Source organism: Paraburkholderia sp. A1BS-2L (assembly GCF_051125205.1).
Taxonomy (GTDB): domain Bacteria; phylum Pseudomonadota; class Gammaproteobacteria; order Burkholderiales; family Burkholderiaceae; genus Paraburkholderia.
On record NZ_CP120429.1, the window covers coordinates 2,031,680 to 2,053,883 of the forward strand.

Consider the following 22,204-nt stretch of genomic DNA (forward strand, 5'->3'; position numbering starts at 1 on the left):
TATGGCGGGCGGGGCGTTCTTGCAACGCCCGCATGCGCGGCGAAATACAAAAACTCGGGTCGACACCGCTTTAAGGTCTCTCATCGGCTTCACGGCCGCGGGGCTTACGCATGAATGATTTTCTTCCGCAGTTCACCCAGCAGCTCGTCAACGGGCTCACGCTGGGCGCAATCTATGCGCTGATCGCCATCGGCTACACGATGGTCTACGGCATCATCGGCATGATCAACTTCGCTCACGGCGAGATCTACATGATCGGCGCCTATGTGGGCCTCGTCACGCTCACGGCGATCGGCACTTCGGCGGGCTATCCGCTGCCGCTCGTGCTGGGCGCGGCGCTCATCGTCTCGGTGCTCGTCACCGGGCTCTACGGTTTCGCGGTCGAGCGCGTGGCGTATCGGCCGCTGCGTGGCGGGCCGCGTCTCGTGCCGCTGATTTCCGCCATCGGCATGTCGATCTTTCTGCAGAACTACGTGCAGATCGGGCAGGGCGCGCGCGACGTGTCCGTGCCGCAGCTGATCTCCGGCGCGCTCGACTTCAACATGGGCGGCAACTTCGAAGTGACGATTCCGTACGCGCGCATGCTGATCGTCGGCGTGACGGTCGTGCTGATGATCGCGCTCACGCTCTTCATCTCGCGCTCGCGCATGGGCCGCGCCTGCCGCGCCTGCGCCGAGGACATGAAGATGGCCAATCTGCTCGGCATCGACACGAACCGCGTGATCTCGTTCACGTTCGTGCTCGGCGCGATGCTGGCCGCCGTGGGCGGCGTGCTGATCGGACTCACGATCGGCAAGCTCAATCCGTATATCGGCTTCATCGCGGGCATCAAGGCGTTCACCGCCGCCGTGCTCGGCGGCATCGGCAGCATTCCGGGCGCGATGCTCGGCGGTGTGCTGCTCGGTCTCGCCGAAACGTTCGCTTCGGCCTACATGCCGTCCGAGTACAAGGACGTCGTGGCGTTCGGCCTGCTCGTGCTCGTGCTGCTGTTCCGTCCCACCGGCCTGCTCGGCAAGCCGGACGTCGAAAAGGTGTGAGGTCGCCATGAGTCAGACTGTTTCGGTTCGCATGGCCGCTGAAGGCCCGTCGTCGTCGCAGACCGTGAAGGGCGCGCTCGCCGCGGCCGTCGCGACGATCATCCTCACCGCGCCCATCCTGGGTTTGCAGCTTACGCTCGACGGCTACCAGGTCGTGCTGCAGCAGCACTGGCGTCCCGTGTGGATCGCCGCTGCCGTGGTGTTCGTGTTCCAGCTCGTGAAGCCGATGTTTGTGCGCGCAACCAGTTCGGTGCGTCTGCCCAAGGCGCCGGCGCTCGGCGCGCGCCAGCAGCGCGCGGCGATCTGGGTGCTGCTCGCGTTCGGCGCCGTGTTCCCGTTCATGGGCTCGCGCGGCGCGGTGGACGTGGCCACGCTCGCGCTCATTTACGTGATTCTGGGCTTGGGCCTGAATATCGTGGTGGGCTTCGCGGGCCTGCTCGATCTCGGCTATGTGGGCTTCTACGCGGTGGGCGGCTATACCTATGCGCTGCTCAACCAGTATTTCGGCTTCACGTTCTGGGAATGCCTGCCGCTCGCGGCGCTTGCCTCGGCCACGTTCGGCTTCCTGCTCGGCTTTCCGGTACTGCGCCTGCGCGGCGACTACCTGGCGATCGTGACGCTCGGTTTCGGCGAGATCATCCGCCTGCTGCTCAATAACCTCACGAGCATCACGGGCGGCCCGGATGGCATCTCCGGCATCGCCAAGCCCACTGTGTTCGGCTACGAACTCGCGCGCCACGCGAGCGTGGAAGGCGCGAAGACGTTCAACGAGCTGATCGGCATCGAGTACAACGGCGTGCACATGGTGATCTTCCTGTACCTGCTCGCGCTGGTGCTGGTGGCGTTCACGCTGTTCGTCACGAGCCGTCTGCTGCGCATGCCGATGGGGCGCGCGTGGGAAGCGCTGCGCGAAGACGAAATCGCGTGCCGTTCGCTCGGCCTCAATCCCACCCGCATCAAGCTTTCGGCGTTCACGCTGGGCGCTTCGTTTGCGGGCCTTGCCGGTGCGTTCTTCGCGGCGCGCCAGGGGCTCGTCACGCCCGAGTCGTTCACTTTCATCGAATCGGCGCTGATTCTGGCCGTGGTGGTGCTGGGGGGCATGGGCTCGCAGCTGGGCGTGGTGCTCGCGGCGGTGCTGCTCACGGTGCTGCCCGAAGTCGCGCGCGGCTTTGCCGAATATCGCATGCTGATTTTCGGTCTGGTGATGGTGCTGATGATGATGTGGCGTCCGCAGGGCCTGTTGCCCGCAAGCCGTCCGCACGTGGAGTTGCCGCAATGAGCGCACAAGCGTTGTTGAAAGTAGCAGGCCTGCAGATGCGCTTCGGCGGTCTGCTGGCCGTAGACGGCATCGACTTCGATGTGCGTCCGAATGAGGTGTTCGCGATCATCGGGCCGAACGGCGCAGGCAAGACCACGGTGTTCAATTGCGTGGGCGGCTTCTACAAGCCGACCGCGGGCGACATCGTGCTCGACGGCCACGCCATCACGGGGCAGCCGAGCCATCAGGTCGCGCGCCGCGGCCTCGTGCGCACGTTCCAGAACATTCGTCTGTTCAAGCAGCTCACGGTGCTGGAAAACCTCATGGTTGCGCAGCACCTGAAGGTGAACCGCAACATGCTGAGCGGCCTGTTCGCGACGCCCGCATACCGCCGCGCCGAACGCGCCGCGCTCGAGCGCGCCGCGTACTGGCTCGATCGCGTGGGTTTGAAGCAGGTGGCCAACCGCGAGGCGGGCACGCTTTCGTATGGTCACCAGCGCCGCCTCGAAATCGCGCGCTGCATGATTACCGATCCGCGTCTGCTGATGCTCGACGAACCGGCCGCGGGCCTGAATCCGCAGGAGAAGATCGAGCTCCAGCAGATGGTGGACGGCTTGCGCAACGAGTTCGGAATCTCGGTACTCCTGATCGAGCACGACATGAGTCTCGTGATGGGTGTATCGGACCGCATCCTCGTGATGGAGCATGGCAAGCCGATCATGATCGGCCTGCCCGACGAAGTGCGCAACGACCCGCGCGTGATCAAGGCCTATCTCGGAGAGGACTGATGCTGAAGCTGGAAAAGGTCCATACCCACTATGGCGCGGTGGAAGCGCTGGCGGGCGTATCGATCGAAGTGAACAAAGGCGAGATCGTCACGCTGATCGGCAGCAACGGCGCCGGCAAGACCACGCTCATGATGACGGTGTGCGGCACGCCGCGCGCCTCGTCGGGGCGCGTGACGTTCGAAGGGCAGGACATCACGCGCAAGTCCACGCACGAAATCATGCGCATGGGCATGGCGATTTCGCCCGAAGGACGCCGCGTGTTTCCGAGCCTCACCGTGCTCGAAAACCTGCAGATGGGCGGCTTCTTCGCCTCGCCGCAGGAGATCGAGGCGGGCATCGAGCACGTCTTCAAACTGTTTCCGCGTCTGAATCAGCGTGCGAAGCAGCGTGCCGGCACGATGTCTGGCGGCGAGCAGCAGATGCTCGCGATCGGCCGCGCGCTGATGAGCAAGCCGCGCCTGCTGCTGCTCGACGAGCCCACACTCGGCCTCGCGCCGCTCGTGATTGCGCAGATTTTCGACATCATCCGTGCGATCCGCGAGGAAGGCGTGACGGTGTTCCTCGTCGAGCAGAACGCCAACAAGGCGCTGCACGTGGCCGATCGCGGCTATGTGCTCGAAACGGGGCGCGTGGTGCTCGCCGACAGCGCAGAGAACCTGCTCGCGAACGACAATATCAAGCGCGCCTATTTGGGCGGCTAAGCGCCCGCGCGTTCGTACTGAACGCGCGGGCTGTCACTTGGCTTCTCAGCTCATCGGGCATTCCGGCCCGCGCAATCCACCGCAATCGTGCGGCGGTTACGCGGGCCGTTTTCATTCCAGTGCCTGCCAAAAACTTTCAATTCATTTTCGATTGGCCGCGAATTTCTTTCTGATTGCAACATGCGTTACGAAGGCTGGACAAGCGGGCTGCGCTCACGATAATTGAGCGTCCCCTGCGTGCGGCGGCACGAGCCATGCGCAGTGCGCGGGGTATTCGAGTCACACCGGGGAGTGGTTGGATGTCTGAAGATTATGAAGTGCACGGCCCACACGATCATGCGGTCGAGCATGCGGCCGCGGGCCATGACGCGCGCGATCCGTTTCCGGGGCGCATGGCGGTCGTGACCGCGATTCTCGCCTCGATTGGCGCGATCCTCGCTTACCAGAGCGGCAACAGCGAAAATCTCGCGCTCTACTATAAGAACGAGGCGGCCATTCGCAAAACCGAGGCGGCGAATCAATGGGCCTGGTATCAGGCCAAGGGCGAGAAGCAGCACCTCGCCGAACTGGGCGCTGAGCTGGCGGCGCTCACGCCTGGCTCGACCGAAGCCCGGCGCCGCTTCACTGCCGAAGCCGATCGCTATCGCAAGGAGAAGGAGCCGATTCGCACCCAGGCGGAGTCGCTGGAAAAGCAGGTGGCACAGGACGATGCTCACGCGGAGGAACTGCTGCATGGCCACCATCGCTGGGCGCAGGCGACCACGCTGATCCAGATTTCGATCGCGCTCACGGCGATCACGCTGCTCACGCGGAGCAAGTGGCTGATGTGGGCTTCGCTGGGTGTGGGCGTGACGGGCGTGGTGCTGGGCGCTCTGGCGTTCTTTGCGTAGCGCGGGCCGTGGGCGTGGCGCGGCCGTTCTGGTGTGCCGTTTACCGGCCCTTACCCGCTGCTTAGCCGCCGCAGACGATGGCCGTGAGCAGCAGCGGCACGACCGACTGCACGGTCGCGTCGCTGTTGGCCTCGTGCACGCGCGTGCGGACCGATTCCGCCGGCGCGGAAACCACCACGCCATAAAGCGGGGCATCGATTTCCTTGCCCGCGCCGCGATGAAAGAGGGCGTCGTCGTGCGCGTAGCCGAGCACGACGTAAATGGGAAAGCCGAACGCGCTCAGGCGGTTGCCGTGCACGGGGCGAAAGGCGTTGACCGAATTCGCTTCCACCCGGCTCGGCTTCGGGTCGATGGATTTTTCTTCGATCAGCGCCGAAATGAACTCATGCGGGTTCGACTTGCAGTCGAACTGCTGGTCGTGCGTCCGGTCGTGTGCCGAGCCCTGCGATTGCGCCTTGGCGACGCGCGGCACGGCAAGAGCGGCGAGCCCCGCGCACAGCGCGCAAAGCACGATGAACAAGGGCATTACGGTGACTTGGCGCGGGTTCATGAGTGACGGGACAATCACTTGCGTTTCGCTTGATTACATTCGACACCCAAATGCCGTCGGTGTTCAAGGGGCGCGGCATGGAAATTGCGCAGTTCTGCGCCGCGCCGCACATTCAAGCCGAATATGGATGTGAGCAAGACGGCCACCTCGCGCGCATGGCCGTCTTGCAACTTCCGTTAAAGCATCGATCTCGCCTGAGTCAGGAGCGTGTCGCACACCTTTTTCTTGGCGGCTTCCTGGAGGCCGGCGCTCGAAAGGTCGAGCTGCTGGCCGTTGCCGGTCTGGAGGATGCCGTTGGCGCCCTGCTTGTAGCCGGGGTCCGTGCTCGACGCGCCGCCGGGCAGCTTGCCGAGCAGCGAGTTCTGCACGCTGCTGGCGGTATCGGCATTGAGGAAATTGTTCTGGACGCAGTACTGGATCAGGCCCGTGACGTTGCCGAGGCCGCCCGAGGTGAGCGAGGAACCGGAGAGCGCGCTGCCGAGGTTGCCCAGACTGCCGGCTGCGCCGGCGGCCGAGGTCGAGCCGCTGCTGCCCACCTGGTTGAGCAAGTTGCCGAGCTGGGCTTGCGCGGCATTCCACGGCGCGAGCAGAGCCGCGGCGACACCCGCCACGGCGATCAGAGCGCGCGCGCTGCGCAATGCGGAAGTATGCATACACGAATCTCCTGGATAACTGGCGATTTGATGATTAAAGCTTTCGTACTATAAACGCAATTGCCGCGCGGACTTTGCTGCGTGGCTGCGGCATAAAAGTCGGTTTCCGCGGTGCGTTCGCGGTCGTGTTCATGTGTGTGTCCATCGCCACAGATACGCATGCGCGAGGCATGAAGTGCAGGGTGAAGGCGCCAACGAAGCGGGATTTCATTCCCATGTCATTTGTTGCGTGCACAACTGAGTTTCCTGTAGCAGACGAAACGCGACGAGTCGATGAAAGAGGATAGGGGCCTCGGAAATCGAACGGGTCGATGCTGCACTGGGCAATATGCTTAATGATGCAGTCAGTCGAAGGTGTCGTCACGGGGTCGGGCACTTCGAGATGCATTTGCATGGCATCGAAGGATGGGGCAGGAAGATGAAGGACTTGGAGAAAGACCTCACGAAGACTTTGCGAGGGCGAAAAAGCCCTTGCTGCAAGGGGTTTTCGCAGTCGGGAAGGGGGCTCGAAGGCGCGTTTTGCAAGTGCCAATGGGCATAAATCGGGCCACAAAAAGCGTTACTTTGTTTCTAACCGTAACACTTATTACGGCCCTCCTCATCGGCTGGTCTCAGGTGGTATGCTTCCTGCACAAATTCTCCCTTGCACGAGTGAGACCACGTTCCTTGCGTCATTTCCGTGAACATACGCACTGTCAATGTGCAGCCGGGGATGCCAATGAACCTGTCATATAAACATATGGTGCAACCGAGCACGCCAACGCGGGCAGCAAGACCCGCGAGCGAAGGCTCCGTCACAGCAGCCCCGGTCCGGCTGCGTGGAGAACAGCATGAATTTCGAAGAACTGAGCGACGACGAGTGGGTGCTAGTGTCCTCGCTCGTATCCGATGAACCGCCCATACGCCTGAACCGCCGCGGTCGCCCGCGCGCGGAGCCACGTGTCGTGGCCAACGCCGTGCTGTGGATCTTGACGACCGGTGAGTCCTGGTCGCGTCTGCCTGCGCGCTATCCGTCCGGTCCCACCTGCCGGCGCCGTTTCGAGGAATGGCACATGAGCGGCACGCTCAACGAACTGGTCAAGCTGCTCGTCGAGCGTGGCCGCAGCTTCGTCTACGTGCCGGAGCCCGTGCAGGCCCAGGCGCCGGCGAACCACGCGCAGGCTTCGCAGTCCGTGGCTGCAGCCGTGGCGTCCGGAGTGTCGGTGGCCGAAGAAGTCGTCGAGGACGACGGCTTGCCCGCGGTCTACTGGAAGAGTCCCGAGGCATGGCAGGCGCCCGCTTCGGTGGCCGATGTGCCGCTGGCCGACCCCATCGAGAGCATGACCAGGCAACTCGTGAGCCAGGACGATGAGGGCCGCGCGCCGTTCCCCACGATGCATCAAACGCACAAGCAAGTGCCGCATCGTTCGCAGCCGACGCATTCGGGCGCTGTGCCGCGCCCGGCCGATGCGAGCGTGAGCGCGCCTGTTGTCAGCCGCACGGTCGCGCCGATCGCCGCCGAGCCCTCGGAGCACGCCACCGCGCCATGGACGAGCGCCACGCCGCCGGCCGTGCAGGTCGTGGAATGGGGCGGCTGCGAGATCCACCTGAGCGTGGAGCTCGCGCGCAACGACATGTATCGCGCGGCCGTGGAAATTCTCAAGGACGGCAAGCGTCTCGAGCGCTCCGGTCTGATCGGCCCGCCGTTCGAGAATTGCGAAGCGGCACGCCATTACGCGTTCGACTGGGCGTGCCAATGGATCGAGCGCGAAGTGCCTGCGTCCGCAGGTGCTTCGTCCGCTGGCAGCGCCAGCGCGTGCGCGAATGGTCCGGCTCTCGCCGTGCCGCCTGACCACGCAACGCATCACGCAACCAGCAGCGTGGTGACGCGCGCCATGCCCGCGGTCGCGGCCAACGTGGTGAGCACGGTGTCGTCCAATGCGGCGAACAACGTGCGCCTGGCAGCGCTGCAGCGCTACGCCTCGAACCCCGTGCTGCGCAACGGTGGCGAGGCACGCGACCCGGCCGCGGCAAACGGTGCGGGCGCTGAACGCCGCCACTACATCTCGCGTTACAGAACGCATCTGGGCTAGGGGCAGGGGCCGGCGCTCGCCGGCGCCTGCGTCCGCTCGCATCACCCGCATCATTGCCCGCTTCATTGCCGATTTCGCCGCTGCTTTTGCAGCGGTTTTCGTGTTCGTCGTGCGCGCATTAATTGCCGCACTAATTGCCGCATTATTCGCCGCAGTTGCCAGCGCATTGACCACGTTTAGCATGACCATCTCTTGCTCGTGCTTGCACTCACGGCCGTAGCGGCTGCGTCTTCAATCGCCGCCACGGCCGTCCGTGCTGTCTCCGTCCACATTGCTCATCGATTTTCTGCTTGTGCAGCGGGGCGCTCTGCGGCGCCCCTTGACCTGCATTGACTTGCCTTTACCGCATGACCTGCGTTACTGCCGGCCGTACTGATCGTCCAGACGCACGATATCGTCTTCGCCGAGATACGAACCCGATTGCACCTCGATGATTTCGAGCGGCATCTTGCCGGGATTCTCGAGGCGGTGCGAAACGCCCAGCGGAATGTAGGCCGATTCGTTTTCCGAAACGATGAAGCGTTCGTCGCCGCGCGTGACGAGTGCCGTGCCGCGCACGACGACCCAGTGCTCGGCGCGGTGATGATGCATTTGCAGCGACAGGCGTGCGCCCGGTTCCACCACGATGCGTTTCACCTGGAAGCGCTCGCCGCTGTCGACGCTGTCGTAGTGGCCCCACGGGCGATGCACGAGACGATGCGCGACCGCTTCGCTGCGGTGTTGCGACTTCAGGCGCTGCACGATCTTCTTCACGTCCTGGGCGCGCGAGCGGTCGGCCACGAGCACGGCGTCGGCGGTTTCGACGACCACCAGATTCTCGGTGCCGAGGCAGGCGATCAGGCGTCCATCCGAGTGCGCGAAGGTATCGTTCGCGCCTTCGAACATGACTTCGCCCTGGGCCACGTTGCCGGCTTCGTCCTTCGAAGCGACTTGCCACACGGTGTCCCACGAACCGAGATCGGTCCAGCCCGCCGCGAGCGGCACCACCACGCCGCCGGCCACGGTCGTGTCGCCGGAGAGCGGCTCCATCACGGCGTAGTCGATCGAGTTGGACGGCGAGCGCGCGAATGCTTCGCTGTCCACACGGAAGAAGTCGCCGTCTTCCTTGCCGTTCTGGACGGCGGCCGAGCAGGCTTCGTAAATAGCCGGCTCGAAATGGCGAATCGCCTTGAGCCACGTGCTCGCGCGCATGATGAAGATGCCGCTGTTCCACCAGTAGCGCTGCGAAGCGACGTACTGCTGCGCGAGCTCGAAGTAGGGCTTCTCGACAAATCCGTTCAGGCGTCGTGCGCCGGCCTCGTCGCCAGCGGCAAGCGGCTCGCCCACGTGAATGTAGCCATAGCCCGTTTCGGGGCGCGTGGGCACGATGCCCATCGTCACGATCTGGCCGCTGGCCGCATGACGCACGCCATCGGCCACGGCGGCCTGGAAGGCTTCGAGGTCGGCGAGCGCGTGGTCCGCGGGCATCACGACCATAATGCCGTCCTGACGTTCGGCGACCACGGACAGCGCGGCGAGGGTGAGCGCGGGCGCGGTGTCGCGCGCGAGCGGTTCGAGAATGAGACGCGCTTCCTTGCCTGCCGCGCGAACCTGGTCGGCGGTGGTGAAGCGGTGTTCCTCGTTGCAGACGATCATCAGCTTGTCGGCGAGGGTGACGCGTTCTGCGAGCGCGTCGAGACGGCCTGCCGTATCCGCGAGCAGCGAATGCTCGCCCACGAGGTTGATCATCTGCTTCGGGTACTGTTCGCGCGACAGTGGCCACAGCCGCGAACCCGCGCCGCCCGCAAGCACCACGGGGCAGACTTGCAGCGCGTTGCGCGATGCGGCGCGCGCGTCGGTTGCGCGTGCCGATGTCGTTGCGGAACCCGTATCCGTCATCTCATTCTCCAAAGGGGTTTCGGTTACGAGATTTGTAGCACGCTTAAAATCGATATAAATAGAATCGTAAAGAAGAAAACGGAAAATATTCTAATCAAATGGAAAATAATCAATCCGTCACAATGCGGCGCCAATAAAAAATCGAATAAAAATGGCGCGGCGGCTTCGCGCCGGATCTGGAAGCTAAAAAATTAATCAGGGTCCGGTGCGATGAATGCGGCAATTTTTGCTGCTCAGGCCGCGATGCCGCCGGCCCGGCAGGTGGGATTTCCGGCAAACGTTGCCGAAAAAATCACACAAAAAATAGACAGTTAGCAACGAAACATTTGGAGATACTTTTGGGCGTTGCGCTATCAATTTTTATCGTGCTTTATTAGGGTTTATTCGGATACGCTTCGTCTGCGCCGGGAGAGCCTGGTGCAACTTTCCCTGACTTCTGTATTTCCTGTTAGCGGCGGCCATGATGCATCGCGCGTGGCTGCGATTCATTTTTTCTAAACCGAGGTGCCGGACATGCTGAGCGTTCTAGCCAGAATCATCGATGTTGCCGCCATCGCCGCTGGCGCCCTGGTGGCCGCTGCCTTGCACCACGGTAAATTCACCGCGCTTTCCGATATGGAGAGCGTGGCGCTCGCGTTCAACTGCGTGCTCGCGATCTGGATGTTTCCGGCATTCGGCATTTACCAGTCGTGGCGCGGCAAGTCGCTCTACGTGCTTGCGGCCCGCGTGTGCGCCGCGTGGATCGCGGTGGAGTGCACCGGCATTCTGCTTTCGTTCAGCGTGCACCGCGCCGATTCGCTTTCCCGCATCTGGCTCGCGTACTGGGTCGTGGCATCGGTGGCGTTCCTGATCGTTTCGAAGACGATGGTGCACATGGTGCTGCGCGGCCTGCGCCGCGAAGGCTACAACCAGAAGGCGGTGGCCGTGGTTGGCGATCATCGCTGCTCGCGTTTCCTGATCGAGCAGATGAAGAGCCATCCCGAGGCAGGCTTTCATCCCGCGCTCGTGTTCGACGAGGACAGCGACGCCGATGGCGATGCGCAGCTCGACGGCGTGAAAGTCGAGCGCGACCTGCAAGCCACGCTCGAATACGTGCGTGAGCACGGCGTGCGCGAACTGTGGCTCGCGCTGCCGATCACGAAGGAGCGCACGATTCATCGCATCGTCACGGCGCTGCGCAACGATTTCGTGAACATCCGTTTCATTCCGGACGTGCGCAGCCTGTCGTTTTTCAGTCAGCCCGTGGTCGATCTGCTTGGCGTGCCGGCCATCAATCTGGCCGCTTCGCCGGTCACGGATCTGCGCGTGCTGCCCAAGCGCGTGTTCGACATTGCCTTTGCCGGCGCCGTGCTGGTGGCGCTCGCTCCGTTGCTGGCGGCCATTTCGATTGCAGTGAAGCTGACCTCGCACGGGCCGGTGTTTTTCAAGCAGCGCCGCAAGGGGCTCGACGGCAACGAGTTCGAGATCTACAAGTTCCGCTCGATGAAGGTCCATGCGGAGGTGGCGGGGCAAGTCACCCAGGCGCGCCGCAACGATCCGCGTGTCACGCGCGTGGGCGCTTTCCTGCGCCGCACGAGTCTCGACGAACTGCCGCAATTCATCAACGTGCTCAAGGGCGAGATGTCAGTGGTGGGTCCGCGCCCGCACGCGCTTGCGCACGACGACATCTACAAGGACCTCGTGCGCGGCTACATGGCGCGCTATCGCATCAAGCCCGGCATTACCGGCTGGGCGCAGGTCAACGGTTATCGCGGCGAAACCGACCGCGTGGAGAAAATGCGCGACCGTGTGCGTTTCGACCTGCACTACATGCAGCACTGGAGCTTCGGTCTCGATCTGCGGATCGTGGCGATGACCATGTGGAAAGGCTTCGCCGGCCAGAACGCATATTGAAGTGGACCGGGCGCGCAATCTGCGCATGCCGCGCTCATGCGTTTCGCATGAGTAGTGCGGACCGGATGGGCACCAACAGGCAATTACTTTTGAGGTGGGCATGAATCTGACGATCATTGGCAGCGGTTATGTGGGTCTCGTAACGGGCGCGTGTCTGGCCGACATCGGCAACGACGTGTTCTGTCTCGACGTCGACCAGCGCAAGATCGACTTGCTCAATCAAGGCGTCGTGCCGATTCACGAGCCGGGCCTGCAGGAGATTATCGAGCGCAACCGGCGCGCGCGCCGGCTCACGTTCTCGACCGACGTGGAAGCCGCGGTCGCGCACGGCGACGTGCAGTTCATTGCGGTGGGAACGCCCCCCGACGAGGATGGCTCCGCCGATCTGCAATATGTGCTGGCCGCCGCGCGCAACATCGGGCGCCACATGAAGGGCTTCAAGGTGATCGTCGACAAGTCGACGGTGCCCGTGGGCACCGCCGCGCTCGTGCGCGACGCGATTGCTTCCGAATTGCGCCAGCGCGGCGAGGATCACATGTTCTCGGTGGTCTCGAACCCCGAGTTCCTGAAGGAAGGCGCGGCCGTGGAAGACTTCGCGCGCCCCGACCGCATCGTGCTGGGCTGCGATGAAGACGTGCCCGGCGAGCGTGCGCGCGAACTGATGAAGCGCCTGTACGCGCCGTTCAACCGCAATCGCGAACGCACGCTCTACATGGACGTGCATTCGGCCGAATTCACGAAGTACGCGGCCAACGCCATGCTCGCCACGCGCATTTCGTTCATGAACGAACTCGCGAATCTGGCTGACCGCGTGGGCGCGGATATCGAAGCGGTGCGCCGCGGCATCGGCTCCGATCCGCGCATCGGCTACGACTTCCTCTATGCGGGCTGCGGCTATGGCGGCTCGTGCTTTCCGAAGGACGTGAAGGCATTGATGCGCACTGCAGAGGATTTCGGCGAGCCGCTGCAAATTCTGCGCGCCGTGGAAGCCGTGAATGACGCCCAGAAGGAAGTGCTCGCGCAGAAGATCGTCACGCGCTTTGGCTCCGACCTCACGGGCCGCACATTCGGCCTCTGGGGCCTCGCATTCAAGCCGAATACCGATGACATGCGCGAAGCGCCGAGCCGAACGCTGATCGCCGAACTGCTCGCGCGCGGCGCGCGTGTGGTGGCCTACGACCCGGTCGCGATGGAAGAGGCCCAGCGTGTGCTCGCGCTCGATCTGGCGAAAACTCCCGAGCAGCTCGAACGCCTCGTCTACGTGGAGGATGCGATGGACGTCGCGAGCGGCGCCGACGCGCTGGTGGTCGCCACCGAATGGAAGGTGTTCAAGGCGCCGGACTTCGAGACGCTCAAGCAGCAATTGAAGACGCCGATCGTGTTCGACGGTCGCAATCTCTACGATCCGCCCGCGATGCAGGAGCTCGGCATCGAATATCACGCGGTGGGCCGCGCGAGCGCCACGCAATCAGGCCGCGCGCGCGCCGAAGCGGCTGCGCAGACGCGCGTTCCGGCATAAGCCGCATCGAGCCCCGCGTTCGATGAAGCAATAAGCAAAACCGAGGAGCCATCGGGTCATGATCAAGGACGTATTGATCGTCTGCCATGCCAATGTCTGCCGCTCGCCTGCGGCGGAGCAACTGTTCCGCGCACGCTTTCGTGAACAAATGCGCGAGCACGCGGGACAGTCGGGGAAGCACGCGGGCGCGTTTCATTCGGCGGGCCTGCGCGCCCGCAACGGCGACGACATGGACCCGGTGATGCAGCGTCTGCTCGCCGAGCGCGGCGTGCAGGTGGGCGAGCATCGCTCGCGCCGCCTCACGCCGCGCCTCGTGCGCCGCGCCGACCTCGTGCTCGTGACGGAGCGCCACCAGGTGAGCGCCGTCGAGCGAATTGAGCCGTCCGCGCGCGGCAAGGTGTACGCGCTCGGAAATTGGGAAAACTCGGATGTCGCCGATCCGCATGGCCTCGATGAGGTCGCGTATCGCGAGAGTCTGGAGTTGATGGATCGACTGGTTAAGGGATGGCTGAGCCGAATATGCCAATGAGAAAACTCAATCTAATGACTGCTCTTGCGTTGAGCGCCTTCGTTGCTGCGTGCTCCACGGCGCCCGGCAACTACCTCGACACCTCGAACCTGAAGGAAGAGAAGAGCACTGAGCCGCAGAAGCAGTATGACGTGCATCTGATCACGTCGCAGCTCGTCATGCAGCAGGCGCAGGCCGCCGTATCGTCGCGTAACGCCGCGCTGCCGCCGAGCAAGTACGCGAGCACGGCCGACTACACGTATCACATCGCGCCGCAGGACATTCTTGGCGTGACGGTCTACGATCACCCCGAGATTTCGACGCCGCAAGGCTCGACCTTCTCGTCGGGCGGCAATACCACACAGACGGTGGGTCAGGCGCTCACGCAGCCGTACACCAACGCGCTGCCGGGCGAGGCCGACCCGTACGGGCAGACCGTGGCGAAGGACGGCACGATCTACTTCCCGTTCGTGGGCCGCGTGGTGGCGGCGGGCAAGACGCCTGGCCAGCTGCGCGATCGGCTGGCCTCGGGTCTCGGGCCGTACATCAAGAACCCGCAGGTTGACGTGCGCGTGCTTTCGTACCGCAGCCAGAAGGTGCAGGTCACCGGCGACGTGAAGACGCCGGGCCCGCTCGCGATGAGCGACGTGCCGCTCACGCTCGTCGACGCGATCACGCGCTCGGGCGGCACCACCGATGGCGCCGACATCAACCGCGTGCGCCTCACGCGCAACGGCAAGCTCTACGTGCTCGACGCGAACGCCTTGCTCGACGGCGGCGACACGAGCCAGAACGTGGTGCTGCAAGACGGCGACATCATCAATGTGCCGGACCGCAACGAGAGCCGCGTGTTCGTGATGGGCGAAGTGAAGACGCCGACCCAGACCACGCTGATCCGCGGCAAGCTCACCATTGCCGATGCGCTCACGACGGCCGGCGGCATTCTGGACACCGATGCGAACCCGCGCCAGATCTTCGTGATGCGCGGCATGAAGGACAACCCCACCCAGCCGGAGATTTACCGACTCGATATGACCAAGCCCGATGCGATCATGCTGTCGTCGCAATTCCAGTTGAAGCCGCTGGATGTCGTGTACGTCGGCACTGCCGCCTCGACCACCTTCAACCGTGTGTTGCAGCAGGTACTGCCGACCGTCCAGACGCTCTTCTACCTGAAGCAGCTCACGCGCTAAGCGCGCGAGAGCCGTCTTTTCTTGCAACATGAATCAAAACGGGATCGAAACGTGAGTACGCAACAAGCTATCAGTCAGCCGGCCCCGGCGGCCCGCACAGAGGAAGAGGACGTCGTCCTCGGCCAGTTGCTGCGCGTCATTTTCGACGACATCGGCTGGCTCATCATGATCGCGGCAGTGGTGATCGGCGCTGCGGTGTTCTACTGCTTCGTGGCCAAGCCAGTTTATACGGCCGACACGCAGGTCCGCGTCGAGCAGCAGGACTACACGTCCCAGGCGCTCACGCAGACGCAGTCCGGCGCGAACGTCACGAGCGGCCAGCAGGGCAGCCTGCCGACCGACGCCGAAATCCAGATGATCCAGAGCCGCAGCGTGCTCGAGCCGGTCGTCAAGCAGTTCAAGCTGAACTTCACGGCCGCGCCGGTTTCGCTGCCGGTCATCGGCAGCTTCGCCGCGCGTCTCGCGACGCCGGGTTCGCCCGCGCGTCCGTGGTTCGGCCTCAAGGACTACGCGTGGGGCGGCGAGGTGCTCAACATCGACTCGATCCAGGTGGCGCCCGAGCTCGAGAGCAAGAAGCTCACGCTGACCGCGCTTGACGACAACCGCTACGTGATTTCCGGTCCCGACGGCGGCCGCCTGCTCGAAGGCACGGTGGGCCAGCGCGTGCAGGGCGGCGGTGTCACGCTGCTCGTGAACGAACTGAAGGCGCGTCCGGGCGAGCGCTTCAAGGTCATGCGCCTGAACGATCTGGACGCGGTCTCGGCGTTCCAGAGCGCCGTCAAGGTGCAGGAGCAGGGCAAGCAGACGGGCGTGATCGACATCTCGCTCGAAGGCAAAGATCCGCAGGCGGCCGCCGATATCGCCAACGCGATTGCGCAGTCGTATATGCGCGAGCACGTGGCGAGCAAGCAGGCCGACGCAAGCAAGATGCTCGACTTCCTGCGCAGCGAGCAGCCGCGCCTGAAGGCCGATCTCGAGCGCGCCGAAGCGGCGCTCACCGCGTATCAGAGCAAGTCGGGTTCGATCAACGCGAGCGACGAAGCCAAGATCTACCTCGACGGCAGCGTGCAGTACGAGCAGCAGATCTCCGCGCTGCAATTGCAGATCGCCTCGCTCCAGCAGCGCTTCGGCGACCAGCACCCGGTGCTCGTCGCGGCGCGCCAGCAGCTCGCGCAATTGCAGGGCGAGCGCGCGAAGTACGACGCCAAGTTCCGCAACCTGCCAGGCACCGAAGTGAAGGCCGTGCAGTTGCAGCGCGATGCGAAGGTGGCGGAAGACATCTACGTGCTGCTGCTCAACCGCATTCAGGAGCTTTCGGTGCAGCGCGTGGGCACGGGCGGCAACGTTCATATCGTCGACGCCGCGATGCGCCCGGGCGCGCCTTCGAAGCCGAAGAAGCTGCTCATCGTCTCGGCGGCCACGATGCTCGGCCTGATTCTCGGCACCGGCTTCGTGCTGATGCGCCGGAACATGTTCAAGGGCATCGTCGATCCGGACCAGATCGAGCGTACCTTCGATCTGCCCGTCTACGGCCTCGTGCCGCTCTCGGCCGAGCAGGCCGCGCTCGAAAAGCGCGCCCCGACGCGCGGCGGCACGCGTCTGCGTGAAGTGCTCGCGAATGCAGCGCCCAAGGACCTCACGGTCGAGAGCCTGCGTTCGCTGCGCACCTCGCTGCAGTTCAGCGTGGCGGATGCGCGCAATCGCGTCGTTGTCCTGACCGGTTCGGTGCCGGGCGTGGGCAAGAGCTTCCTCACCGCGAACCTGGCCGTGCTGCTCGCCCACTCGGGCAAGCGTGTGCTGATGATCGACGGCGACATGCGCCGCGGCGCGCTCGAGCGTTACTTGGGCGGTTCGCAGGCCAATGGCTTCTCGGAGCTGCTCTCGGGCCAGATTTCGCTGGACGAGGCGATTCGCGCGACCGAAGTGGACAACCTGCACTTCATCTCGTGCGGCCGCCGTCCGCCGAATCCGTCCGAGCTGCTGATGTCGCCGCGCCTGAACCAGTATCTGGAAGGGCTCGCGAAGCGCTACGACATCCTGCTCGTGGACACGCCGCCGGTGCTGGCCGTGACCGATGCCGCGATCCTGAGCGGCCATGCGGGATCGACGTTCCTGGTGCTGCGTTCGGGCATCCACACGGAAGCCGAGATCGCCGATACGCTCAAGCGTCTGCGCAACGCGGGCGTGCACGTGACCGGCGGGGTCTTCAACGGGGTGTCGGCGCGCGCGCACGGCAAGTACGCCTACGGCTACGCAGCCGTGCAGGAATACCTGAGCGCCTGATCCTGAGCGCCTGATAATAACGGAGAAAAGCGCGATGAAAGTGACCGTGCTCGTGCCGACGTATCGGCGTCCTGAAGATCTGGCGCGCTGCCTCTCCGCGCTGCTGCGTCAGGAGCGCACGCCCGAGCAGATCGTGGTGGTGGCGCGCGCGGAAGACGAAGCCACGCACGCCTGCCTCGCGGAGCACGTGACGCCTCGCGTGCTCAACGTGGAGGTCGCGATCGTGGACGAGCCGGGGCAGGTGGCCGCGCTCAACCGCGGCATCGAAGCGGCGACGGGCGATGTGATCGCCATCACCGACGACGATGCCGCGCCGCACGCCGACTGGGTTGCGCGCATCGCCGCGCATTTCGAAGCCGACGAGACGCTGGGCGCGCTCGGCGGCCGCGACTGGGTGCATGAGGATGGCCGCGTGCTCGACGGCGAACGCGAACTCGTGGGGCGCGTGCAGCCCTCGGGCCGCATCGTCGGCAATCATCATCTGGGCGTGGGCGAAGCGCGCGAAGTCGACCTGCTCAAGGGCGCGAACATGAGCTACCGGCGCGCCGCGATTGGCGATCTGCGCTTCGACCGCCGCCTGCGCGGCACCGGCGCGCAGACGCATAACGACATGGCGTTCAGCATGGGCGTGAAGCGCGCGGGCTGGAAGCTCGTGTACGACCCGCGCGTGGCCGTCGACCATTTTCCGGCGCCGAGGCCCGGCGAAGATCCGCGCAATGCGCAGACGCTCGCCTCGATCCGCAACGCCGCCTACAACTTCCACCTCATCCTGCGCGGCAATCTTTCGCCGCTGCATCGCGAGGCCGCATGGTGGTGGTGGGCGCTCATCGGCAGCCGGGTGTATCCGGGCCTGCTGCATACGGGCCTAGGCGCATTGCGCGCCGGCTCGCCCGCGGCCGCGTTCGCGCGCTGGCGCGCCGTGCGCGGCGGCGCACGCGAGGCACGCCGCGCAATCGCCTGAAGCAACTGAGGTGCTTCTGGCGCACTTTGTAATCGATTCAACGGAGGACCTCGAATGAGCGGTACGCAAGTCCACGTTCACCTCTTTTATGGCGCCGATCCGCGCCGTTACCGCAAGGGTGAGAACATTGGCTCCCTTTACGGCTATCACCACGCCGAGTCGGCGGAATTCGCACTCAACTACGCACGGGACGTGAGCGAAAGCGCGCCAGTGCGTCTCGTGCGCCGCGCGCTGAAGGCGGCGCTCGGCTTCGACTTTATTCACGCATGGCGCAATCGCCGTGCGATTCTCGATTCGGACGTGATCTGGACGCACACGGAGCAGGAACATCTGGCCGTGGCGCTGGTGCTGCTGATGCACGCGAAGAAGGGCGGCGCGCGGCCGCTGCTGCTCGCGCAGAGCGTGTGGCTGCTCGACCGCTGGCCCGGTTACGGCGCACTGCGCCGCGCGCTGTATCAGCGCCTGCTCAAGCGTGCCGACTTGCTGACCACGCTCGCGAGCGAGAACGCTGCGCTGTGCGGCGACTTTTTCGGCCGTCAAGCGCGTCACGTGCTGTATGGCCTGAACACCAGGGATTTCCCGCTGCGTCCGCTTTCGCACTGGAAGCCGAATACGCCCGTGCGCGTGGCTGGCATCGGCAACGACCGCGACCGCGACTGGACCACGCTCGTGGGCGCGCTCGGCAACGACGCGCGCTATCAGGTGCGCATCGCCACGCGCAGACGCATGCCGGCTTCGGCGCGCGCGTCGAACGTGGAGATCGTGCGCGTGTCCGGCATCCAGCAGCAGCACGCGCTGTATGAGTGGGCGGACATCATCGTCGTGCCGCTGCGGCCCAATACGCACGCATCGGGCATCACCGTGATGCTCGAAGCGGCGGCGCTCGGCAAGCCGATGATCGTGACGAAGGTGGGCGCGCTCGAAGATTACTTCGACGAAAAGGCCGCGTTCTACGTCGAGCCGTTCAACACGGAGCAGCTGCGCGATGCCGTGAATGCACTCGTCGACGATCCCGCGCGTGCGCTCGCTCAGGCACGCGAGGCTTGCGAGCAACTCACTACGCGCGATCTCACCACCGAGAATTTCGCGCGTCAGCACGCGCAGCTCACGCGCGAGATGATGCGCGAGCGCGATCCGCGCGTGCCGCATCATGCGCACGCGCATGCGGGCGAGCATCCGATGGGACAGCCTGCGGGGCAGGCGGCACGGCAGGCTGTGAAGCAGACCGCAGGCCGGGTGTAATCATGCGTATTCCGTCCGCTGCTCCCGCACCCGCTCCGGCTCCACGCCAGCCTGTCCCGCGCGTCAACGCACCGCTCAGGCAGGCGGCGCCTGCAGCGCCTGCGCCGCGCCAGCGTTCGGCGCTGCGCCGCGCGATGGACCGCGACACGCTGCCCGTGGTCGCGCTGTGGGGCTTCACCGTATTGCTGATTCTCGCGCACCAGGGCACGGTGCTCACGCTCGCGTTTCCGGTGCTCGCCATTGCCGTGGGCTTCTGGCTCTACTTCGTGAATCCGGTCCGTTATATAGGCTTCATGTGGTGGCTGTGGTTCCTGAGCCCCGAAGTGCGCCGCCTCGCCGACTTCGGCAAGGGCGGCTTCACGCCCACGAGCCTGATTCAGGTCGCGCCGCTCGCGGTCACGATGATCAGCGGGCTGTCGCTGTTGCGCTACTACCCGGTGCTCGCGCAGCGCCGTGGACTGCCGATCGTGCTCACGCTGCTCGGCATCGGCTATGCATTCGTGGTGGGCGTGGTCGCGAGCGGCCCGGCTGCCGCTGTCTATGACCTCGCGAACTGGATCTATCCGATCCTGATCGGCTTTCACATCATGGTCCTCACGCGCCAGTATCCCGAGTGCCGCGAGACCATCGTGAACACCTTCATTTACGGCATGCTCGTGATGGGCGCCTACGGTCTCGTGCAGTTCTTCATCATGCCGCCGTGGGACGCCATGTGGATGATCGGCTCGGACATGAACTCGCAGGGCGATCCGGTGCCGCTCGGCGTGCGCGTGTTCAGCACGATGAATTCGTCGGGCCCGTTCGCCTTCGCGATGATGGGCGCAATGGTGCTCGTGATGGCCGCGAAGCATCGGGTGCGCTGGGTGGCTGCCGCGTTCGGCTTCTTCTCGTTCGCGCTGTCGCTGGTGCGCTCGACCTGGGGCGGCTGGGCGCTCGCGATGGTGATCCAGTTGGCGAAGTCGAACAACAAGGTGCGCATCCGCATCATCGTGAGCGCGCTCGTGCTCGCGGGCGTGTGCGTGCCGCTGCTCACCTTCGGCCCGGTGGCCGAGCGCATGCAGCAGCGTCTCGACACGCTCGTGAACCTGAAGGACGACCAGAGCTACGCAGCGCGTAACCAGTTTTACGCCGACTTCGCGAAAAAGGCCTTCACTGACGTGACCGGCGAGGGCCTGGGCGCCACCGGCGCATCGACCAAGCTTTCCAGCAGCAACGGCCAGCTCGGCCAGTACGGCAGTTTCGACAGCGGCGTGATGAACATACCGTTCGTGCTCGGCTGGCCCGGCACGCTGATGTATCTGTCCGGCGTGCTGTGGCTCATCGTGCGCGCCGTGCGCATCTCGCTGCGCATGCCCGAGGACCGCTATGTGTGCGCGTGCCTGAGCCTTACGGTGTCGATCTTTGCGATGCTCGTGTTCACTAACTCGCTGGTCGGCACGGGCGGTCTGCTGCTGTTTTCGAGTGTGTTTTCCATTCTCAGCGCGGGACACTGGAGCAAGCTGACTCGCCTCCAGACCCGCAACATGGAGGTCTCCGATTGAGAGTCGCAATCGTCACGCATGTGGTGCGCCACAACGACGGCCAGGGGCGCGTCAATCATGAAATCGCGCGCGCGGCCCTCGACGAAGGATTCGAGGTCACGCTAGTGGCTTCGCATGTCGCGCCGGAACTGGCGGCGCATCCGAAAGTGAAGTGGGTGCCGGTGCAGCCTTCGCGCCTGTGGCCCACGAATCTGCTGCGCCAGCAGGTGTTCGCGCTCAAGAGCGCGCTGTGGCTGCGCCGCCATCGCCGCGAATACGACGTGTTGCATGTGAATGGCTTCATCACCTGGGCCCATGCCGACGTCAACACCGCGCACTTCGTGCATGGCGGCTGGGGACGCAGCAAGTATTACCCGTTCGGGCTCACGCGCGGGGTATGGTCGGCGTACCAGTTCATCTACACGCGTGCGAATGCGGTGCTCGAGCGCTGGGCCTACCGGCGCTCACGCGTGATTGCAGCCGTGTCGCGCAAGGTCGCCGACGAGATCGTCGCCTCGGGCGGCAACCCCGTCGAGCGGCTCGACGTGATCTACAACGGCGTGGACACGCGCGGCTTCGCCTCGGCCAGCGCCGACCGCGAGAAGTTCAAACTGCCGGAAGACAAATTCTTCCTGCTGTTCGTGGGCGATCTGCGCACGCCGCGCAAGAATCTCGGCACCGTGCTGCAGGCGCTCAAGCAACTGCCCGAGCGCGTGCATCTGGCGGTGGCGGGCTACCTGCCAGGCAGCCCGTACCCGGAGATGGCGCGCGAGCTGGGCATTGCCTCTCGCGTACATTTTCTCGGGCTGGTGCGCGAGATGCCGGTGCTGATGCGCAGTGTCGACGCCTATGTATTTCCTTCGCGCTACGAAGCAATGAGCCTCTCGCTGCTGGAAGCGATGGCGGCGGGCCTGCCCGTGGTCACCGCGCAGACGGCGGGCGGGGCGGAAATCATCACGCCCGATTGCGGCATCGTGCTGGACGATCCGGATGACGCGCCGGCGCTGGCGAGCGCCATCCTGCAACTCGCCGCCGACACGCCGCGCCGCCTCGCCATGGGCGAGGCCGCCGCGACGCTCGCGGGCGAATTCGGCTGGGCACGCATGGCTGCGCAATACATCGCGCTCTATCGCCAGTTGGCGGGCGACGCGGGCGCCACTGTGCGCAACGAATCACGGGGCACCGAGCGTGGCTTCGCGGGGGCGCCGCTGCATGGCGGCCAGACGCTGCAACGTGCCGAGACTCCCTGAAACAAGGA

General features: G+C 64.7%; 18 protein-coding genes. 15 read left to right on the forward strand and 3 right to left on the reverse strand.

All coding sequences use genetic code 11. From position 1 onward, the window contains the following. Positions 1-110 precede the first annotated feature (110 nt). From livH to P5W98_RS24060, 5 genes are all read left to right on the forward strand, one after another. A complete protein-coding gene (gene livH, locus P5W98_RS24040; RefSeq protein ID WP_175195655.1) occupies positions 111-1,037 on the forward strand; it encodes a high-affinity branched-chain amino acid ABC transporter permease LivH in 927 nt (308 codons plus the stop codon). 7 nt (positions 1,038-1,044) lie between these two features. After that, entirely contained in the window at positions 1,045-2,316 is a 1,272-nt protein-coding gene (locus P5W98_RS24045; RefSeq protein WP_421025624.1) for a high-affinity branched-chain amino acid ABC transporter permease LivM, read from the forward strand. Next, entirely contained in the window at positions 2,313-3,083 is a 771-nt protein-coding gene (livG, locus tag P5W98_RS24050) for a high-affinity branched-chain amino acid ABC transporter ATP-binding protein LivG (protein ID WP_035521223.1), read from the forward strand. Before P5W98_RS24045 ends, livG begins: the two co-directional genes overlap by 4 nt. Continuing rightward, positions 3,083-3,784 carry an ABC transporter ATP-binding protein gene (locus P5W98_RS24055; RefSeq protein WP_421025623.1) on the forward strand — a complete coding sequence of 234 codons (702 nt, stop codon included), beginning with the start codon at positions 3,083-3,085 and terminating at the stop codon, positions 3,782-3,784. The genes livG and P5W98_RS24055 overlap by 1 nt, the downstream gene beginning before the upstream one ends. A gap of 299 nt (positions 3,785-4,083) precedes the next feature. Further along, entirely contained in the window at positions 4,084-4,674 is a 591-nt protein-coding gene (locus P5W98_RS24060; protein WP_421025622.1) for a DUF4337 domain-containing protein, read from the forward strand. Positions 4,675-4,735: 61 nt separating this feature from the next. Here P5W98_RS24060 and P5W98_RS24065 read toward each other — a convergent pair whose 3' ends face one another. Continuing rightward, positions 4,736-5,224, reverse strand: coding sequence for a hypothetical protein (locus tag P5W98_RS24065; protein WP_421025621.1), 489 nt, complete (start codon positions 5,222-5,224; stop codon positions 4,736-4,738). A gap of 176 nt (positions 5,225-5,400) precedes the next feature. Further along, on the reverse strand, positions 5,401-5,877 hold the full coding sequence (locus P5W98_RS24070) for a DUF2501 domain-containing protein (RefSeq protein WP_421025620.1): 477 nt from the start codon (positions 5,875-5,877) through the stop codon (positions 5,401-5,403). Between the two features lie 830 nt (positions 5,878-6,707). Here P5W98_RS24070 and P5W98_RS24075 point away from each other — a divergent pair. Continuing rightward, complete coding sequence (locus P5W98_RS24075) at positions 6,708-7,949, forward strand: transposase (RefSeq protein ID WP_421025619.1); 1,242 nt, start codon at positions 6,708-6,710, stop codon at positions 7,947-7,949. 357 nt (positions 7,950-8,306) lie between these two features. Here the strand turns inward: P5W98_RS24075 and P5W98_RS24080 are convergent, their stop codons facing one another. Next, positions 8,307-9,827, reverse strand: a complete 1,521-nt coding sequence (locus P5W98_RS24080) for a mannose-1-phosphate guanylyltransferase/mannose-6-phosphate isomerase (RefSeq protein WP_421025618.1) — start codon at positions 9,825-9,827, stop codon at positions 8,307-8,309. Between the two features lie 513 nt (positions 9,828-10,340). On the opposite strand from P5W98_RS24080, the gene P5W98_RS24085 reads away from it, so the two are divergent. The 9 genes from P5W98_RS24085 (at position 10,341) to P5W98_RS24125 (ending at position 22,196) form a co-directional block, all read left to right on the forward strand. After that, positions 10,341-11,720, forward strand: coding sequence for an undecaprenyl-phosphate glucose phosphotransferase (locus P5W98_RS24085; RefSeq protein ID WP_421025617.1), 1,380 nt, complete (start codon positions 10,341-10,343; stop codon positions 11,718-11,720). 100 nt (positions 11,721-11,820) lie between these two features. Further along, positions 11,821-13,239 (forward strand): UDP-glucose dehydrogenase family protein, encoded by a 1,419-nt coding sequence (locus P5W98_RS24090; RefSeq protein ID WP_421025616.1) that lies wholly within the window; start codon positions 11,821-11,823, stop codon positions 13,237-13,239. A 58-nt stretch (positions 13,240-13,297) separates the two neighbouring features. Next, positions 13,298-13,768 carry a low molecular weight phosphotyrosine protein phosphatase gene (locus P5W98_RS24095; protein WP_421025615.1) on the forward strand — a complete coding sequence of 157 codons (471 nt, stop codon included), beginning with the start codon at positions 13,298-13,300 and terminating at the stop codon, positions 13,766-13,768. Further along, positions 13,765-14,940, forward strand: coding sequence for a polysaccharide biosynthesis/export family protein (locus tag P5W98_RS24100; protein WP_421025614.1), 1,176 nt, complete (start codon positions 13,765-13,767; stop codon positions 14,938-14,940). Before P5W98_RS24095 ends, P5W98_RS24100 begins: the two co-directional genes overlap by 4 nt. Before the next feature lie 51 nt (positions 14,941-14,991). Continuing rightward, complete coding sequence (locus P5W98_RS24105) at positions 14,992-17,223, forward strand: polysaccharide biosynthesis tyrosine autokinase (protein WP_421025613.1); 2,232 nt, start codon at positions 14,992-14,994, stop codon at positions 17,221-17,223. Between the two features lie 34 nt (positions 17,224-17,257). Next, on the forward strand, positions 17,258-18,184 hold the full coding sequence (locus P5W98_RS24110) for a glycosyltransferase family 2 protein (RefSeq protein WP_421025612.1): 927 nt from the start codon (positions 17,258-17,260) through the stop codon (positions 18,182-18,184). A 54-nt stretch (positions 18,185-18,238) separates the two neighbouring features. Further along, positions 18,239-19,426 (forward strand): glycosyltransferase, encoded by a 1,188-nt coding sequence (locus tag P5W98_RS24115; RefSeq protein ID WP_421025611.1) that lies wholly within the window; start codon positions 18,239-18,241, stop codon positions 19,424-19,426. A 134-nt stretch (positions 19,427-19,560) separates the two neighbouring features. Then, positions 19,561-20,967: a glucose-6-phosphate isomerase gene (locus P5W98_RS24120; RefSeq protein ID WP_421027016.1), complete on the forward strand. Its 1,407-nt coding sequence runs from the start codon at positions 19,561-19,563 to the stop codon at positions 20,965-20,967. Next, positions 20,964-22,196 carry a glycosyltransferase family 4 protein gene (locus P5W98_RS24125; protein WP_421025610.1) on the forward strand — a complete coding sequence of 411 codons (1,233 nt, stop codon included), beginning with the start codon at positions 20,964-20,966 and terminating at the stop codon, positions 22,194-22,196. The genes P5W98_RS24120 and P5W98_RS24125 overlap by 4 nt, the downstream gene beginning before the upstream one ends. Positions 22,197-22,204 lie beyond the last annotated feature (8 nt).

Bases quoted from the DNA above. Each gene is read 5' to 3' on its own strand.
- livH (WP_175195655.1), top strand. From the start codon at position 111: ATGAATGATTTTCTTCCGCAGTTCACCCAGCAGCTCGTCAACGGGCTC.
- P5W98_RS24045 (WP_421025624.1), top strand. From the start codon at position 1,045: ATGAGTCAGACTGTTTCGGTTCGCATGGCCGCTGAAGGCCCGTCGTCG.
- livG (WP_035521223.1), top strand. From the start codon at position 2,313: ATGAGCGCACAAGCGTTGTTGAAAGTAGCAGGCCTGCAGATGCGCTTC.
- P5W98_RS24055 (WP_421025623.1), top strand. From the start codon at position 3,083: ATGCTGAAGCTGGAAAAGGTCCATACCCACTATGGCGCGGTGGAAGCG.
- P5W98_RS24060 (WP_421025622.1), top strand. From the start codon at position 4,084: ATGTCTGAAGATTATGAAGTGCACGGCCCACACGATCATGCGGTCGAG.
- P5W98_RS24065 (WP_421025621.1), bottom strand. From the start codon at position 5,224: ATGAACCCGCGCCAAGTCACCGTAATGCCCTTGTTCATCGTGCTTTGC.
- P5W98_RS24070 (WP_421025620.1), bottom strand. From the start codon at position 5,877: ATGCATACTTCCGCATTGCGCAGCGCGCGCGCTCTGATCGCCGTGGCG.
- P5W98_RS24075 (WP_421025619.1), top strand. From the start codon at position 6,708: ATGAATTTCGAAGAACTGAGCGACGACGAGTGGGTGCTAGTGTCCTCG.
- P5W98_RS24080 (WP_421025618.1), bottom strand. From the start codon at position 9,827: ATGACGGATACGGGTTCCGCAACGACATCGGCACGCGCAACCGACGCG.
- P5W98_RS24085 (WP_421025617.1), top strand. From the start codon at position 10,341: ATGCTGAGCGTTCTAGCCAGAATCATCGATGTTGCCGCCATCGCCGCT.
- P5W98_RS24090 (WP_421025616.1), top strand. From the start codon at position 11,821: ATGAATCTGACGATCATTGGCAGCGGTTATGTGGGTCTCGTAACGGGC.
- P5W98_RS24095 (WP_421025615.1), top strand. From the start codon at position 13,298: ATGATCAAGGACGTATTGATCGTCTGCCATGCCAATGTCTGCCGCTCG.
- P5W98_RS24100 (WP_421025614.1), top strand. From the start codon at position 13,765: ATGAGAAAACTCAATCTAATGACTGCTCTTGCGTTGAGCGCCTTCGTT.
- P5W98_RS24110 (WP_421025612.1), top strand. From the start codon at position 17,258: ATGAAAGTGACCGTGCTCGTGCCGACGTATCGGCGTCCTGAAGATCTG.
- P5W98_RS24115 (WP_421025611.1), top strand. From the start codon at position 18,239: ATGAGCGGTACGCAAGTCCACGTTCACCTCTTTTATGGCGCCGATCCG.
- P5W98_RS24120 (WP_421027016.1), top strand. From the start codon at position 19,561: ATGGACCGCGACACGCTGCCCGTGGTCGCGCTGTGGGGCTTCACCGTA.